The organism is Polynucleobacter sp. MWH-UH23A (assembly GCF_040409805.1).
Taxonomy (GTDB): domain Bacteria; phylum Pseudomonadota; class Gammaproteobacteria; order Burkholderiales; family Burkholderiaceae; genus Polynucleobacter.
Window position 1 is genome coordinate 696,020 of the sequence record NZ_CP099572.1, and the last position, 15,620, is coordinate 711,639.

The following is a 15,620-nucleotide window of genomic DNA, read 5'->3' on the forward strand; positions in this document are numbered from 1 at the left end:
CCGGAGGAGAGATGCTAGAGCAGAGTCCGAAGAGATTCGCTTTAGAATATAAAAAACTGGGCGTTAAGATCCAGAAGTTTTAAATAATGATTTTGCCGAAGTGGCATCAAAGGAGATCAAGATGATTCGTTATTCAATTTTTTCAACCTTTATGAAAAAGGTATTGCTAATCGCTTGCCTTGCTCCCTTGGCTGCATTAGCTCAGGAGTGGCCAAATAAACCCATTACATTTATTGTTCCTTTTCCTGCTGGTGGGGGAACGGATGCTTTTGCAAGACCCTTAGCTGCGCAATTGACAAAACAGTTGGGCAAACAAATCGTAATTGATAACCGTGGTGGTGCCGGTGGCACATTGGGTGCCTCCATCGCGGCAAAAGCAGCGCCAGATGGCTATACATTCTTTATGGGTGCCGCTCACCATGCGATTGCTCCGGCTATGTACCCCGCATTGGATTACGACATTGAAAAGAGTTTTGTTCCTGTAGCAATGGTTGCTAATCCACCGCAGGTAATCGTGGTCAATCCTAAGAATGTGCAAGTCAAAAACCTTAAGGAATTTATTGACCTGCTGAAAAAGAATCCAGGCAAATTTAATTACGCTAGCGCCGGAAATGGCTCCTCCCACCATTTGGCTGGAGAGCAATTTAAGATGCTGACGAAAACTTTCATTACGCATATTCCTTACCGTGGCGCTGGACCTGCGATGCAGGATCTGATTGCGGGGCAGGTTGATATCGAGTTTGATGGACTGGGATCATCCGCTGCGCAGATTAAAAATGGCTCGATTGTTGCTTTAGCAGTGGCATCTCAAAAGCGTGCCCCAGGTTTTCCGAATGTTCCAACGGCAGCTGAGGCTGGCTTGGTCGGCTATGAAGTTTCGACTTGGTATGGCTTGTTCGCACCAAAAGGCACTCCTCAACCGATTGTGGACAAAATGATTGTTGAAGTACAAAAAGCAATTAATACACCTGACTTGAAAACAATCTGGACTAACAACGGATCAGATACTCCCAATATGTCAGGCGATGCTTTTGGCAAATTTGTGGCAGCAGACATTAAGCGTTGGGCAGCGGTGGCAAAAGCGTCTGGCGCGAAATTGGACTAATGCTTCATTCTTAAAAATTGTTTAACTAGAGGTTTCAATGAATTTGTATTCAGTATTGGAAAAAGGCTTTCCAAAAGATAAATCAGCCTGCGCAATTGAGACCCATGATGGCTTGTATTACTCATGGAGTGATTTGGAGTGCGCAACAGCCAAGCTGGCAAATTTATTAAAGAGCCTGAAGCTTCCAGCGGGCGCTCGAGTTGCAGTTCAGGTTGAAAAATCTCCAGAAGCTCTCTTTTTGTATTTAGCAACCATCCGCGCTGGTTATGTATATTTGCCTCTCAATACTGCATATCAAGCGGCTGAGATGCAATATTTCATTGAGAATGCTGAGCCCGCCCTAGTGGTATGTAGTAGCAAGAATTACTCCTGGGTATCGAAGGTTGCATCTAAAGCGGGCACTAAGCATGTATTAACTCTAGACGACAATCGCACAGGCACTTTGCTTGAGCGTGCAGGTAAGTTGAGTGATGTATTTAAAACGGTTGCTGCTAAAGATGATGATTTGGCCGCCATCTTGTATACCTCTGGCACAACTGGCCGTAGCAAAGGCGCAATGCTGACTCATAAAAACCTATATAGCAATGCTCAAGTGTTGCAAAAGTACTGGGGTTGGGTAAAAGGCGATGTGCTTTTGCACGCTTTGCCAATTTTCCATGTGCATGGTTTGTTTGTTGCGGCACATGGCGCCTTGATTAACGGTAGCAAGATGATCTGGTTGCCACGTTTAGATGTGTCGCAGTTAATTCATCATATGCCTAAGTCAACTGTACTAATGGGCGTGCCAACTTTCTATGTTCGTCTATTAGCGGACAAGGGGTTCAATAAGAAAGTAGCGCGCAATATGCGCTTGTTTATTTCGGGGTCTGCACCATTGCTCACTGAAACCTTCAATACTTTTAAGAAGGTGATTGGTCAGCCTATCTTGGAGCGTTATGGTATGAGTGAGACTGTAATGTTGGTCTCTAATCCATACAAAGGTGCGCGCGTAGGAGGTTCGGTTGGTTTGCCCTTGCCAGGCGTGAAAGTGCGTGTGGTGGATGATAAAAACAAACCATGTGGCGTGAATGAAATCGGTAGCATCCAAGTAAAAGGCCCGAATATATTCAAGGGCTACTGGCGTATGCCAGAAAAAACTGCAGAAGAATTTACCAAAGATGGTTGGTTTAAAACAGGTGACGTGGGTCGCTGGGGTGGCGAGGCCAATGGCGGCAAAGCTCCAAATGACTACTTGTGCATCGTAGGTCGCAGCAAGGACTTGATCATTTCTGGTGGCTACAACGTATACCCAAAAGAAATTGAAGGCTTTATTGACGATATGGATGGCGTGGATGAGAGTGCGGTAATTGGTATTCCGCATCCTGATTTTGGTGAAGCAGTAATGGCAATTGTTGTGCCTAAGAAGGGCGCTAAATTGAATTCTGAAGCCATGATTGCCACTCTGAAAACTCAAATCGCTAACTTTAAGATCCCAAAGCGTTTGGAGATTGTTTCAGATCTACCGCGTAATGCGATGGGCAAAGTGCAGAAGAATATTCTGCGTCAGCAATACAGTAGTTAAAAATTAGAGTTGTTTAGAAACCAAATGCCTTGCGGCTTTCATTAAACATGAAGGCTGCAAGGAAAAACAGCAAGATGCCAAAGACGCGTTTGAGTTGAGCAACGTTCAGTTTTCTGGCCATCTTGGCGCCAAAAGGCGCTGTAAAAATGCTCACAACCACAATACACGCTACCGCAGGTAAGTAAACAAATCCCAATGAGCCCGATGGAAGGTTAGGGTTGCCCCAGCTGCCATACATATATCCTATGGTTGCAGCCATCGCGATCGGAAATCCTAAGCCTGATGAAGTTGCCATTGCTGTGTGGGGTTTTACATTACACCAAAGCATAAAAGGCACTGTAATAAATGCACCACCTGCGCCAACGAGACTAGCTAAAGCGCCCGCGAAGGTTCCGAAGGAAAAAAGTCCGATAAAGCCAGGCAGATCCCTGCCTGCTGAAGGTTTTTTGTTGAGCAACATCTGAATCGATGTGTAAACAATGAAGATGGCAAAGAATAATGAAAGCCAAGAAGTCTTTAAAGCTTCAAATAATTCGCTGCCACCAATGAGTCCACCAAAAATCATTCCAGGGCTGAGTGAGGCAACTAGCTTCCAATCAATTGAGCCGTGTTTATGGTGAGCCCATATTGCGGAAGAGGTAGTAAACAAAATTGTTGCCATGCCTGTAGCAATAGCCATGTGCACAATCACTTCTTGATTAAAGCCGAGGTGATTGAATACTAGGATCATGAACGGCACCAGGATCATGCCGCCACCAATACCAAGAAGTCCTGCTAAAAAACCAGAGATGCTTCCGCAAAGCATCAGCATCAAGATATCACTTAGTAACATGAATTCCCCGCCTTAGCCGCTAGGCCGTCATCCTGAACCCAAAGGTTCAAGGTGGAACGGCTACTTTGTTTCGGGTGCATTAAGGAGTTCAGGGAGAAACCAAGTCTGAGTTGGCACTGTGAACCTACAAAACGCTCACGCCCACAAGGTAAAGATCGTTCCTGATGCTTGCGCATCGGTTCAAGGAACTATTGGCCTTGGCGAACCAGGCAGGGAAAGGGTTTGCATCAAAGTATCTACTTGTTCCTCAAGACCACGAATCTCCGCTTGAAGACGAGCAACTTCATCGGAGCTCACATTCGAAGAAGAACTTTGTTGCGTTTGATTATTTTGTAACTTAATCAGATCGCCAGCAATTTTGAGGGCAGCCATCATGCTTGCGCGCTCAATGCTGCGATTACCACCGCTAATTGCAAGTTGAATTTGTTCATCAACTAATACACAGGCTGCACGAAGCAGTGGTTCATGTTCTGTACTGGTGGCTAAAGTGATCTTTTGACCAGCGAGAGTCACTTCAATGCGTTGTTGGCTCACTGTCGTCCTCTGGATTAGTTGTTTGAATTGTTTCGCCAAGTAAGTTCAATTGGCGGCCATCGTTTTGCTCGGGCAGGCGACTCAAAATACGTTGCACACGTTTCTGAGCATCTTCAATCTTGCCTTCAAGTTGTGCACGACTCTGGGTTAGATTACGCACAGCATCTTGAATAAGAGATATCTTTTCAGACAAACGCTGAAGCGATGCACTCAGGTCATCGAGACTCGGGGGTAGGGAGGTTGGCTCGCTCATATGGGCATTGTAGCCTTAGGCTAAATTTAGGTGAAGGAAGGCTATTTACTAGCCTTCAATCAACCTTGGAGACTAAAGAATTGCAGAAAGATTAGTTAAAGCTGTATTTTGCACTGATGTAGACCGATCTTGGGTCGTTGGGATAGTAATAGTAGTTTGTTGAACTTGCTCCATTAGGTTGGAAAACGCTACCGTAGCCCCCATATGTAGAGTATTGAGAGTTACCTACATTCTTAACTGTTAATCGAGCATCCCAACTCCCAATTTTATAATTAGCGTAGATATCTGCAACAGTATAAGAAGGCATTGTAGCTAGAGAGCTGTAATTGCTGGGAGATGCATCGTAATGTTGACTGCCTACGTAATTAATTATGCCGCCTATAGACCAGTTAGGACTTACGATGTATGTTGCACGAGCATTGAGAAGTAAATTGGGTACTTGGCCAATCGATTGACTTTGGTACGGGCCATTTGCATAAAATGCGTGCTGAATTGTTCCGCCAATACCTGCTGACAGATTTGATGTTATTGCAGAGAGGCCATTCAAAATAAGCCCATTTCTATTGATGTTGTAAATAGAATTAGTATTGAAAAAGGTTACTGGGTTGTACATGATCTCGTTTTGAGATGCAGATGTAAATAAAGATGCAGATAAATTGCTTCTAAGTACTTGCCAATTGCCACCAATTTCATATGTTTGGGCGGTTTGGGGTTTAAGAATTCCGCTGAAAGCTGAGCCTCCCCCTATGGTATTCCAGCTCCAAAACTCATCTACGTTTGGAAAGCGATAGGACTGATTCCACTTGAGGTAAATTTTTTGCCCTTCAAGATATTTGTAGTTAAGGGCGATATCACCTGCATTTGCTGAGTAGGTTTGGTTGGAGTTAATGGACCCACTCCAAAGATCATTTCCACCTGCGCTTGCGCTTTGTGTTTGGTACCTATACCCACCGTTAAAGTCAATCGAATTAGTTATCGGTAATTTTTCGATAAAGTAGATTGACTGGTTATAAATACTAGCATTCTGATTGCTAACCAAGGGGGCAGTCGTACCATAATTTAGGTTATAAGCAGTCACAGCCGCCTGTTGAGTCACAGGGCTGAATGAACCACTTGAGCCCTGGTTTGCTTTATTGAATTCATATCCCAATATGCTGGTTCCATAGGCTCCAAAATTTGCTTTTATACGCGGAGTCAAGTTAAGCTGCCACCCCTGATAGTTGGTCTGAGTTGGAGATATAAAAGGATAAGGGGGAGGGCTGCTGTAATTTAAATCTACTGGAAATCCATTTGCCGATGCTAGAGTGGAATAAAAGGGTTGATAAAAAAATGTATTTTTATTGCTATAAGACCCATCAACTTCTAAATTAAAGATGCTACTCAACTCTTTTGATAAACCCGCTCTTACCCCAGTATTGTTGATGGTGGTACCGGCACCAATGTTCAAAAATCTTACTGATTGAGCATTCCCCTGGTTTGCTTGCCCAACAATTGCACCTGGGTTTTGTTGGTTTGCGTAGCTATAAAAGATATCCGTATAGATATTATCTTTGCCCCCCAATGATTGGGTTAGCTTTGCATCAAAAGCATATGCGTTTGCTGCAGAGTTTGGCCTCCAGCCCCCTGTGTTTGATGTGTTTGCACTGAGTTGAAGTGTTGTTTTATCAGCTGTATTTCTAAAAATTGCATTGTTTACAAATGTATTAAAGCTTCCATAACTAGTTGAAACCTGATTGAGATTTTTTTTGCCGCCATTGGTGATGATGTTGATTACTCCCCCTACTGCGCCATTACCGTATTGAACACTGGCGCCCCCATGTAAAATTTCAATACGATTTATAGAGTCCAGAGGTATAGATTCCCAGGAAATACTTGATGAATCTATTGGATTAATTCTTTGCCCATCTACAAGTATCAGAGTTGTATCTCTTGCAGTCGGCCCATACCCACCCATATCAATGGTGGCTCCAAGGTTTAATTGTCCGCCAGCTGTATTTCTAACATTCAATCCGCCAATTTGCGACAGAATGTCTGGGATATTAGTCGAGGTTGATTCGGCAATTTCTTCGCGAGTAATGACCTGTACGTTTGCTGGAACCTCATTGAGATTCTCTTCAAAACGCGACCCCGAAACAATTACTGTTGATTGGGAGTTTTGTGCAAATGTATGAGTAGTGCTTATAAGTGAAAATGCGATGCCACAGAACAAGGCAACTTTTTTCTTACTGAACTGCTGTTTCATTTTTAACTTTCTGTTGTCGAATACCTGGCTCACTTCCCCGTAAGCTGGGTCGAACAGAATTTCTTGTGCAGGAGATTGGCGTCAAATAGGCGTCAAATCGCAAGATAGGGCGCTGTCATCGGCGCGCGAAGTTCCCCGTCCGCAAAATTCCACCTGTCTTGGCCGGTATCCGGGCTAGTAAATCTCAGAATCTGGCCTTCCCATGCGATTGACGCGCACAGTGGCGTTTTCAGATTCCTGACCTCTTCAAGTGCTAATAAAAGAGGTATTTACTTACCGTTGCGGGGGCAGCACACGTTTGGTGTTTCCCGTTTAACCCTATTGCACTGCAATATGGCACCACGACCCCGCAATTCTAGCTTATCTCGCTGAGGTTTTAGGGTGAAACAACCGCTTTTTTTTACAAAAAAGCCTACAATATGGGTCTAGGATGAAGGATTCATGACCGCATTAGATAAGCACCCCGAAAAAAACCTGATTCGTCTTCAGTTGAGCCAAAACTGTGTGCTCAACAGCTTGGATTCAGCTGCAATGGCAGATTTGGAGCGCCATTTAGAAATTTCAGACCTTAAAAAATCCGAGATCTTGCTCCATCAGGGTGACTATCAAATGGAGCAGTACTTCGTACTTGATGGAATCCTCAAGCGCATTGTTTCAAGCGCAGAAGCCAAAGAGATGATTTTGCGTTTTTCCATCGAAAAGGATATTGAGACTAGTTACGCTGCATGGCGCCTCAAGACCGCTGCCCCATATAGCATTGCTAGCGTGACGAAAGCCCGTGTAGCTCGTATGCCCCTTAAAAAGTGGGCAGAGTTTTTGGAAGAACATAAGTCACTTAAAGAAAGCTTCGAGTTTGAAGTGATGCGCTTAATGAGTGAGATCATGGCTCATACTATTACCTTGCATATGCTTGATGCTCCAGGTCGGGTAGAGCGCTTTTTACGCAAGTACGAGGACCTCTTTGAGCTTCTTCCCAAGAAAGAGCTGGCCGCTTATTTAAACCTCTCCCCAGAGACCTTGAGTCGCCTCAAAACCAAGCATAAAGAGCTCTTTATTTAATTAAACCTTTTGGAAGGGTTAACCCCTTTAGGATCAAGGATTTGGGGGGAAATTGACCGAAGTCAATGATGATCTAGACCCTCAAGCCTAATATTCACTTCAGCCTAAGCGGGTCCAAAACCCGTTGTGCGATTAATAACTTTATTGGAGACCGTAGCGAAAGCTAAATTGCCTTAATGAATATTGAGGCTACACCTGCAATTCACATACATAACTATGACAACAGATAATCAAAACACCCAGTTAACAGACGGCTTTCACCTCGTTATCGATGCGTTGAAAGCGAATGACCTTAATACTATTTTCGGTCTTGTTGGTATTCCGATTACTGACCTTTGCCGTTTGGCTCAGGCAGAAGGATTGCGTTTCATCGGTTTCCGTCATGAGCAACACGCAGGTAACGCTGCAGCGATTGCAGGTTACATGACACAAAAGCCTGGTATCTGCATGACTGTTTCTGCTCCAGGTTTCTTGAATGGTTTGACTGCATTGGCAAATGCTACTGTGAACTGCTTCCCAATGATTTTGATTTCTGGTTCAAGCGAACGTGAAATCGTTGACTTACAACAGGGTGACTACGAAGAGATGGATCAGCTCAATGCTGCTAAGCCATACTGTAAAGCTGCTTACCGTATTAATCACATTGAGGATATTGGTATCGGTTTTGCTCGTGCGATTCGTGCTGCTGTATCTGGCCGTCCAGGCGGTGTCTATTTAGACTTGCCAGCGCAGTTGTTGTCTCAAACAATGCCTGCTGATGAAGCCAAGAAAACTATCTTCAAAGTGATCGATCCAGTTCCACGTCAAATTCCAGCTGCAGATGCAGTTGCTCGTGCTTTAGATGTGCTCAAAGGTGCTAAGCGCCCATTGATTCTCTTGGGTAAAGGCGCTGCTTATGCTCAGGCTGATAAAGAGATCCGTGATTTGATCGAAAAATCAGGTATTCCTTACTTGCCAATGTCGATGGCAAAAGGTTTGTTGCCAGACAACCATCCACAGTCTGCTTCTGCAGCACGTTCATTTGTATTGGCCGAAGCTGATGCAGTTATGTTGGTTGGTGCGCGTTTGAACTGGTTACTTGCCCATGGTAAGGGTAAGACATGGGGTAAAGATCCTAAGAAATTTATCCAGATCGATATTCAAGCAAACGAAGTCGATAGCAACGTGCAAATCGCCGCACCATTGATTGGTGATGTAGGTTCATGCGTCAGCGAACTCTTGAAGGGAATTGCTTCAGTACCGAAGCCAAGTGCTGAGTGGATCAATGCCATCAATGAGAAAAAAGAAAAAAATATGGCGAAGATGGCTGAGACTTTGAATAAAGAAGCCAATCCTATGAACTTCCATGGCGCATTACGTGTGATTCGTGATGTGATCAAGAAGAACCCAGACGTGAACTTAGTGAACGAAGGTGCAAATACTTTGGATTACTGCCGTGCGATCGTGGATATGTACAAGCCACGTAAGCGTTTTGACTCTGGTACTTGGGGCATTATGGGTATCGGCATGGGCTACTCCATCGGTGCTGCTGTTATCAGCGGTTTACCAACAGTTGCGGTTGAAGGTGACAGCGCATTCGGTTTCAGCGGCATGGAGCTCGAGACTATTTGTCGCTACAACTTGCCAGTAACCACAGTTGTATTTAACAACAATGGTGTGTATCGCGGTACTGACAAGAATCCAACTGGTGGCGCAGATGTTGCCCCAACAGTATTTGTTAAAGATGCTCGTTACGACAAGATGATCGAAGCATTTGGTGGTGTTGGCTACTATGTAACTACTCCAGCAGAATTAGAAGCAGCATTAACAGAAGCAATTGCTGCCGGTAAACCAGCCCTCATCAATGCTGTTATTGATGAAACTGCAGGTACTGAAAGTGGACGTTTAACAAACTTAAACCCATCGACAGCAGCTGCTAAGAATTAATAGCGGTAATAAAAAGTTAATATTTTTAGACTAAATTTGCAGCAAACAAGAAATACTTAAGGAGAAAGAAGCATGACTAAACCATTAGACGGCATTCGCATTATTGACTTTACACACGTACAAGCAGGTCCTGCCTGTACTCAGTTGTTAGGCTTTTATGGCGCAGACGTGATTAAAGTAGAGCGTCCAGGCGCAGGCGATGTAACCCGCAGTCAGTTGCGCGATATCCCAGGCGCTGATGCTTTGTATTTCACAATGCTCAACGGTAATAAGCGCTCTTTGACGCTTGATACAAAGACTCCAGAGGGTAAAGAAGTATTGGAGAAAATGATCAAGGTTTCTGACGTGATGGTTGAGAACTTTGGTCCAGGCGCCCTAGATCGCATGGGCTTTTCTTGGAAGCGTATTCAAGAACTAAATCCAAAAATGATCTTGGCTTCTGTGAAGGGCTTTAGCGATGGCCACTCTTATGAAGATTTGAAGGTATACGAGAACGTAGCTCAGTGTGCTGGTGGCGCCGCTTCTACAACCGGCTTCTGGGATGGTCCTCCTACTGTTTCTGCTGCCGCCTTGGGTGACTCCAATACTGGTATGCACTTGGCAATTGGTATTTTGACTGCATTGATGCAACGTCAAAAGACTGGCAAAGGTCAAAAAGTATCTTGCTCAATGCAAGATGCTGTATTGAACTTGTGCCGCGTGAAGTTGCGCGATCAACAACGTTTGGACAAGGTTGGTTACTTGGAAGAGTACCCACAGTATCCACACGGTTCATTCTCTGATGTAGTCCCACGTGGCGGTAACGCTGGTGGTGGCGGTCAACCAGGTTGGGTGTTGAAGTGTAAAGGTTGGGAAACTGATCCAAACGCTTATATCTACTTCACTATTCAAGGTCACGCTTGGGAGCCAATTACCAAGGCTTTAGGCAAACCAGAGTGGGCAACAGATCCTGCATACATGACTGCTGAGGCTCGTCAAGATAAGATTTTTGACATCTTCGCAACGATTGAAGATTGGCTCAAAGACAAGACTAAATATGAAGCAGTGGATATTCTCCGTAAGTTCGATATTCCATGCGCTCCAGTTCTCTCTATGAAAGAATTGGCTGAATCACCAGACTTGCGTAAGAGTGGTTCGATCGTTGAGGTTGACCACAAAGTACGTGGTAAGTACTTGACTATCGGTAGCCCAATCAAGTTCTCTGATTTGCAAATCGAAGTCAAGCCATCTCCTGTATTGGGTGAGCACACTGATGAAGTGTTGTCTGATCTTGGCTACAGTGCTGATGACATCGCTAAATTGCATGCAGCAAAAGCAGTTTAATAAGAACCATCTATAAATTGCAGTATCTCTTAGGCGCTCCTCGTGAGCGCCTTTTTATTACTTATCAATCTTAGAAGAAATACTTCTGCAGACATTTGTAAATCGCTTTAGACTGAGATTATGAAAACCAGTGTTGATTTACACCAGTTGGTGGAGTGTGTTGGCGATGCGATTATCGTGTCAGACGCCAATGAAAAAATTGTCTTGTGGAATCCATCCGCAACCCGAATCTTTGGTTATACCGAAGAAGAGGCTTTGGGCCAAACCTTAGATTTGATTGTTCCAGAGCGCCAGCGTCAACGACATAGCGAGGGCTACAGTAAGTCTATGAAGACAGGCACAACTCGTTACGGCACTTCTTTGTTAAAAGTTCCCGCTAAGCATAAAGATGGGAGCACTCTATCGATTGCTTTCACTGTTGGTATGCTGTTTGACGATAATCATCAGGCTAACGGTGTGGCAGCCATCATTCGGGATGAGACCGTTCGGTTTGCCGAGGAAAGGGCGCTTAAAAAGCGCATTTCAGATCTGGAAAACCCACCAGCTTAGATGCCTGTAGCCCCAGCGGGCTCTGCTCGCAGAATGTGCTTAAAAATTAGGCACGTTCCGTTTTCCTTTGGCCCCCACTGGTAAAATTGCCCTAATTCAAAATTTTCATTCTTATTAGGACTTAAACCATGGCAAAAGCACTAGAAGGGGTCAAAATCCTCGACTTTACGCACGTTCAATCTGGGCCAACTTGTACGCAGTTGTTGGCTTGGTTTGGCGCGGATGTAATCAAAGTAGAAAAGTCTGGCGAAGGGGATGCGACTCGCGGTCAATTGCGCGATATCCCTGATGCGGATAGTTTGTATTTCACGATGCTGAACCATAACAAGCGTTCAATCACCGTAAATACAAAAACCCAAAAGGGTAAAGAAATTCTGGAGCGCCTCATTAAAGAGTGCGATGTATTAGTAGAAAACTTTGCGCCAGGCGCCCTGGATCGCATGGGCTTTACTTGGGAGCGTATTCAGGAACTTAATCCAATGATGATCATGGCTTCAGTAAAAGGCTTTGGTCCTGGTCCTTACGAGGATTGCAAAGTGTATGAGAACGTTGCACAGTGCGCAGGTGGTTCTGCATCCACAACTGGCTTTGACGATGGTCCCCCCATGGTAACTGGCGCACAAATTGGTGATAGCGGCACTGGTTTGCATTTGGCTTTAGGCATTGTTACTGCCTTGTATCAACGCACTCATTCTGGCCGTGGTCAGAAGGTATTGGCAGCAATGCAAGATGCGGTATTGAATTTGTGCCGTGTGAAGTTGCGAGACCAGCAGCGCTTAGAGCGCAATGGCTTGATGCAAGAGTACCCGCAGTTCCCTAACGGCGAGTTTGGTGACTCTGTACCCCGCGCTGGTAATGCCTCTGGTGGTGGTCAGCCTGGCTGGATTGTGAAGTGCAAAGGCTGGGAAAAAGATCCCAACGCGTATATGTATGTGATTGTTCAAGCCCCAGTATGGGAAGCGATTTGCAAAGTAATTGGTCGCGAAGATTGGATTACCGATGTACGCTTTGCGTCGCCAATGGCTCGCTTGCCACACCTCATGGAGATTTTTGCTGAGATCGAAAGGTGGACAATGACGATGACTAAGTTTGAAGTTATGGACATCTTGAACAAGTATGACATTCCATGTGGTCCAATTTTGTCAATGAAAGAAATTGCGGAAGAGCCGGCTTTGCGCGCTACTGGAACGGTGGTGGAAGTTGATCATCCGATTCGTGGAAAGTATTTGACAGTAGGCAATCCAATCAAAATGTCTGATAGCCCAACAGAGGTGACACGTTCACCATTGCTTGGTGAGCACACCGACGAGATTCTTAGTGAGCTTGGATACACTACAGATGATTTGATTGCTCTTCGTCACGACAAGGTGATCTAAGATGCGGATTGCTTTGATTGGGAGTGCGGATTTTGGTAAGGCGGCTTTAGAAGCCTTTTTGGATCGTGGCGATGAAATCGTCGCCGTTTTCTGTCCACCAGATAATCCCAAGTCAAGTAAGCCAGAAGTCTTAAAAGAGGCCGCTATTGCAATGGGTTTGACCCCCTTGCAGTTTGCCTCACTTAAAAGTCCTGAGGCAGCTCAGGCAATGATTGATAGCCAGGCGGATATTTGCGTTATGGCTTATGTATTGCAGTTTGTTCCACAAGAGCTTTGCAAAATTCCAAAGCATGGCACGATTCAATACCACCCATCTTTATTGCCAAAGTATCGTGGCCCTAGCGCCATCAATTGGGCAATAGCATTAGGAGAGGAAAAAACAGGCCTCACTATTTTCCGTCCATCCGATGGCTTGGATGAGGGCGAAGTGATTTTGCAAAAAGAGGTGATCATTGGGCCTGATGACACTCTCGGAAAAATCTACTTTGATTATTTATTTCCGATTGGTATCAAAGCCTTGCTCGAGGCCGCTGACTTAGTGGTGGCTGGCAAGCATCAAGAAATTGTTCAAGACGAGTCACAGGCTAACTACGAAGGTTGGTTTGATGCCAATGCTGCGCAGATTCATTGGGCAAGTCATATCTCACAAATCTACAACTTGATTCGCGCTTGTAACCCAGCGCCGGGTGCGTGGACTAAGTTTGGTGAACAAAAGGTGCAAATCTACGATTGCCATAAACATGTTGCTGGAACATTTGGTGCTGTAAAAGGCAAGCCAGGTGAAGTGACTCAAATCACATTAGATTCATTCTTTGTGACATGCCATGGTGGACAGATTGAAGTGCTTAAAGCCAAGGGTGCTGCAGGTAAAGTAAATGGCGCTGAATTGGCTAAAGAAATAAATCTACAAGTAGGACAGTCCTTCGCCCTGTAAGCAAATAAGCTAAAGATTAGATCTCTAGGTTATCAATCAAGCGAGTCTTCCCAAGCTTGGCAGCAGTCAGAATGACTAGCGGCTCGCCTGCTTGCAAGTTTTCATTGGATGCGGGGGCAAGATTGCTCTGTTGGCGAATCGCAATGTAATCTGGTTTCCAGCCACGGCTTGCTAAATTAGCAACTGCTGCTTTTTCAATTTGTGCAATTGCTTCAGCGTTTCGTGAGCTTAATTGCAATACTTGTTCACGTACTTCCTTCAACGCCTTTTGGAGCTCAGGGGCTTCAGCACGTTCTTCAACAGATAGGTATCCATTTCGGGAAGAGAGTGCTAGACCATCATCAGCACGAATAGTTTCTCCAGGAACAATCTCAACTGGCAAGGCAAACTGTTTGGCCATTTGGCGGATGATCATCAGCTGTTGATAATCCTTTTTGCCAAATACGGCCACCTTGGGCTGGACACAAGAAAAGAGTTTTAAGACTACGGTGCATACGCCCTTAAAAAAGCCTGGGCGGAATTCGCCTTCAAGGATGTCGCCAAGCTGTTGGGGAGGGTCAACTCGATACTCTTGTGGCTGCGGGTAGAGGTCACTCTCGGTAGGTGCAAACAAGATGTATACACCTTCTTTTTCAAGCTTCTCGATATCGGCCTGCATAGTGCGAGGGTAGCTATCGAAATCTTCGTTTGGGCCGAACTGCAAGCGGTTCACAAAGATGCTTGCTACTACTGGGTCACCATGCTGCCTTGCTAATCGCATCAGTGATAGATGGCCTTCATGGAGATTGCCCATGGTTGGCACAAATGAGGCGCGATTTTGTCCGCGCAAATGATCGCGCAGCTCTTGAATGTCGCTAATGATTTTCATGCAACGGGAGTGTAAGCCAAGCGAACGTAAATTGGAGCATAAGGTTCTGCTTGGGTAATCTCCACCAAGGCTTCACGGGAAAGTTCAAGCATAGCAATGAAGTTCACGATCACAACAGGGATCCCTTTGCCAGACTTGATAGCATCTTCAAACAGCTCGCCAAATTCGATAAAGCGGGTACTTTGCAAGCGACGCAAGATGCGAGTCATAAAGTCGCGAACAGAAAGCTCTTCACGAGTAATAGTGTGGTGCTGAGTTAATTTGGCGCGGTGTAGTACATCACGCCATGCCATTTGTAGATCTTCTAAATTGACTTCAGGCCATGTGATCGCAACAGTAGTGTCCACAAAGCCGTGTGCCACCTGGAAGTCACGTCCGTGTTGTGGGATTTGGTCAAGCTCTTGAGCCGCCAATTTCATGCGTTCATATTCCAATAAGCGACGGACTAATTCTGCACGCGGATCTTCTACTTCCTCTTCGCTGTCAGCTTTCTTCATTGGCAACAGCATGCGTGATTTAATTTCAATCAACATGGCAGCCATGAGAAGGTATTCCGCAGCAAGCTCAAGGTTGTGATGACGAATTTGATCGATATAGCTCAGGTACTGTTGTGTAACCTGCGCCATCGGAATATCGAGCACATTAAAGTTTTGTTTGCGTATCAAATACAGCAAAAGATCTAGTGGACCTTCAAAGGCCTCTAGAAAAACTTCTAATGCATCGGGCGGGATGTATAAATCGTTTGGAAGCTTAAATAGGGGTTCACCATAAAGTTTGGCGAACGCTTCCGACATGCCATCGGTTACCGATGGGGTGCTATCAAGTAAATCTGGAATTGGCTGAGAGTTTGGCTCAGTCATTCGAGTAAACGTAGGCGCGTTGTTTGAGTTTGGCGGCTTTGGCGCGACGCTGATCTTCCACTGTTTGAGGCTCTTTGTCCCACAGCAGGGCACGACCGGCTTGTTGGTCAGCCTCCAGATGGGGTTTCTGAGCCTTCAATTCATTTAAGAACTGGGTGAATTCAGATTGGTATCTTGCCATGATATTTCCTAAAATAC

General features: G+C 45.1%; 14 protein-coding genes, 1 other RNA gene, 1 pseudogene and 1 riboswitch. Of the genes and pseudogenes, 8 read left to right on the forward strand and 8 right to left on the reverse strand.

The features are described 5' to 3' along the window. Positions 1-151 precede the first annotated feature (151 nt). Together NHB35_RS03780 and NHB35_RS03785 are read left to right on the forward strand one after the other, a co-directional pair. Positions 152-1,105, forward strand: coding sequence for a tripartite tricarboxylate transporter substrate binding protein (locus tag NHB35_RS03780; protein WP_353433384.1), 954 nt, complete (start codon positions 152-154; stop codon positions 1,103-1,105). A gap of 37 nt (positions 1,106-1,142) precedes the next feature. Further along, on the forward strand, positions 1,143-2,666 hold the full coding sequence (locus NHB35_RS03785) for a malonyl-CoA synthase (RefSeq protein WP_353433071.1): 1,524 nt from the start codon (positions 1,143-1,145) through the stop codon (positions 2,664-2,666). A 13-nt stretch (positions 2,667-2,679) separates the two neighbouring features. Here NHB35_RS03785 and NHB35_RS03790 read toward each other — a convergent pair whose 3' ends face one another. The 5 genes and pseudogenes from NHB35_RS03790 to NHB35_RS03810 form a co-directional block, all read right to left on the reverse strand. Next, positions 2,680-3,498 carry a sulfite exporter TauE/SafE family protein gene (locus NHB35_RS03790; RefSeq protein ID WP_353433072.1) on the reverse strand — a complete coding sequence of 273 codons (819 nt, stop codon included), beginning with the start codon at positions 3,496-3,498 and terminating at the stop codon, positions 2,680-2,682. Continuing rightward, positions 3,499-3,717: non-coding RNA, 6S RNA (gene ssrS, locus NHB35_RS03795), on the reverse strand. A gap of 99 nt (positions 3,718-3,816) precedes the next feature. Further along, positions 3,817-4,032, reverse strand: a pseudogene (locus NHB35_RS03800) (cell division protein ZapA); the annotation flags it as partial. Beyond that, positions 4,013-4,285 carry a hypothetical protein gene (locus NHB35_RS03805; RefSeq protein WP_353433073.1) on the reverse strand — a complete coding sequence of 91 codons (273 nt, stop codon included), beginning with the start codon at positions 4,283-4,285 and terminating at the stop codon, positions 4,013-4,015. The pseudogene NHB35_RS03800 and the gene NHB35_RS03805, both read right to left, overlap by 20 nt. Positions 4,286-4,376: 91 nt before the next feature. Then, positions 4,377-6,560 carry a TonB-dependent receptor gene (locus NHB35_RS03810; RefSeq protein WP_353433074.1) on the reverse strand — a complete coding sequence of 728 codons (2,184 nt, stop codon included), beginning with the start codon at positions 6,558-6,560 and terminating at the stop codon, positions 4,377-4,379. Between the two features lie 109 nt (positions 6,561-6,669). Further along, positions 6,670-6,886: riboswitch (cobalamin riboswitch) on the reverse strand. Positions 6,887-6,968: 82 nt separating this feature from the next. On the opposite strand from NHB35_RS03810, the gene NHB35_RS03815 reads away from it, so the two are divergent. From NHB35_RS03815 to NHB35_RS03840, 6 genes are all read left to right on the forward strand, one after another. Next, positions 6,969-7,586: a Crp/Fnr family transcriptional regulator gene (locus tag NHB35_RS03815; protein WP_353433075.1), complete on the forward strand. Its 618-nt coding sequence runs from the start codon at positions 6,969-6,971 to the stop codon at positions 7,584-7,586. Positions 7,587-7,802: 216 nt separating this feature from the next. Next, positions 7,803-9,512, forward strand: coding sequence for an oxalyl-CoA decarboxylase (oxc, locus tag NHB35_RS03820; protein ID WP_353433076.1), 1,710 nt, complete (start codon positions 7,803-7,805; stop codon positions 9,510-9,512). A 72-nt stretch (positions 9,513-9,584) separates the two neighbouring features. Further along, positions 9,585-10,835, forward strand: a complete 1,251-nt coding sequence (frc, locus tag NHB35_RS03825; protein ID WP_353433077.1) for a formyl-CoA transferase — start codon at positions 9,585-9,587, stop codon at positions 10,833-10,835. A 120-nt stretch (positions 10,836-10,955) separates the two neighbouring features. After that, the gene (locus NHB35_RS03830; RefSeq protein ID WP_353433078.1) at positions 10,956-11,384 is read left to right on the forward strand and encodes a PAS domain S-box protein; all 429 of its coding nucleotides are present in this window, start codon (positions 10,956-10,958) and stop codon (positions 11,382-11,384) included. Between the two features lie 128 nt (positions 11,385-11,512). After that, entirely contained in the window at positions 11,513-12,760 is a 1,248-nt protein-coding gene (gene frc / locus NHB35_RS03835) for a formyl-CoA transferase (RefSeq protein ID WP_353433079.1), read from the forward strand. A 1-nt stretch (position 12,761) separates the two neighbouring features. Further along, positions 12,762-13,694: a methionyl-tRNA formyltransferase gene (locus NHB35_RS03840; RefSeq protein ID WP_353433080.1), complete on the forward strand. Its 933-nt coding sequence runs from the start codon at positions 12,762-12,764 to the stop codon at positions 13,692-13,694. Between the two features lie 16 nt (positions 13,695-13,710). Here NHB35_RS03840 and panC read toward each other — a convergent pair whose 3' ends face one another. Genes panC through NHB35_RS03855 form a run of 3 tightly spaced genes read right to left on the reverse strand, consistent with a single transcriptional unit; the run spans position 13,711 to position 15,603 of the window. After that, positions 13,711-14,562, reverse strand: coding sequence for a pantoate--beta-alanine ligase (panC, locus tag NHB35_RS03845; protein ID WP_353433081.1), 852 nt, complete (start codon positions 14,560-14,562; stop codon positions 13,711-13,713). Continuing rightward, positions 14,559-15,422: a ScpA family protein gene (locus NHB35_RS03850; RefSeq protein ID WP_353433082.1), complete on the reverse strand. Its 864-nt coding sequence runs from the start codon at positions 15,420-15,422 to the stop codon at positions 14,559-14,561. Before NHB35_RS03850 ends, panC begins: the two co-directional genes overlap by 4 nt. Next, positions 15,415-15,603: a DUF3460 family protein gene (locus tag NHB35_RS03855; RefSeq protein ID WP_353433083.1), complete on the reverse strand. Its 189-nt coding sequence runs from the start codon at positions 15,601-15,603 to the stop codon at positions 15,415-15,417. The genes NHB35_RS03850 and NHB35_RS03855 overlap by 8 nt, the downstream gene beginning before the upstream one ends. Between the last annotated feature and the right edge of the window lie 17 nt (positions 15,604-15,620).

Excerpts from the sequence above, each read along its gene's own strand:
- NHB35_RS03780 (WP_353433384.1), top strand. The coding sequence starts at position 152 with ATGAAAAAGGTATTGCTAATCGCTTGCCTTGCTCCCTTGGCTGCATTA.
- NHB35_RS03785 (WP_353433071.1), top strand. The coding sequence starts at position 1,143 with ATGAATTTGTATTCAGTATTGGAAAAAGGCTTTCCAAAAGATAAATCA.
- NHB35_RS03790 (WP_353433072.1), bottom strand. The coding sequence starts at position 3,498 with ATGTTACTAAGTGATATCTTGATGCTGATGCTTTGCGGAAGCATCTCT.
- NHB35_RS03805 (WP_353433073.1), bottom strand. The coding sequence starts at position 4,285 with ATGAGCGAGCCAACCTCCCTACCCCCGAGTCTCGATGACCTGAGTGCA.
- NHB35_RS03815 (WP_353433075.1), top strand. The coding sequence starts at position 6,969 with ATGACCGCATTAGATAAGCACCCCGAAAAAAACCTGATTCGTCTTCAG.
- oxc (WP_353433076.1), top strand. The coding sequence starts at position 7,803 with ATGACAACAGATAATCAAAACACCCAGTTAACAGACGGCTTTCACCTC.
- frc (WP_353433077.1), top strand. The coding sequence starts at position 9,585 with ATGACTAAACCATTAGACGGCATTCGCATTATTGACTTTACACACGTA.
- NHB35_RS03830 (WP_353433078.1), top strand. The coding sequence starts at position 10,956 with ATGAAAACCAGTGTTGATTTACACCAGTTGGTGGAGTGTGTTGGCGAT.
- frc (WP_353433079.1), top strand. The coding sequence starts at position 11,513 with ATGGCAAAAGCACTAGAAGGGGTCAAAATCCTCGACTTTACGCACGTT.
- NHB35_RS03840 (WP_353433080.1), top strand. The coding sequence starts at position 12,762 with ATGCGGATTGCTTTGATTGGGAGTGCGGATTTTGGTAAGGCGGCTTTA.
- panC (WP_353433081.1), bottom strand. The coding sequence starts at position 14,562 with ATGAAAATCATTAGCGACATTCAAGAGCTGCGCGATCATTTGCGCGGA.
- NHB35_RS03850 (WP_353433082.1), bottom strand. The coding sequence starts at position 15,422 with ATGACTGAGCCAAACTCTCAGCCAATTCCAGATTTACTTGATAGCACC.
- NHB35_RS03855 (WP_353433083.1), bottom strand. The coding sequence starts at position 15,603 with ATGGCAAGATACCAATCTGAATTCACCCAGTTCTTAAATGAATTGAAG.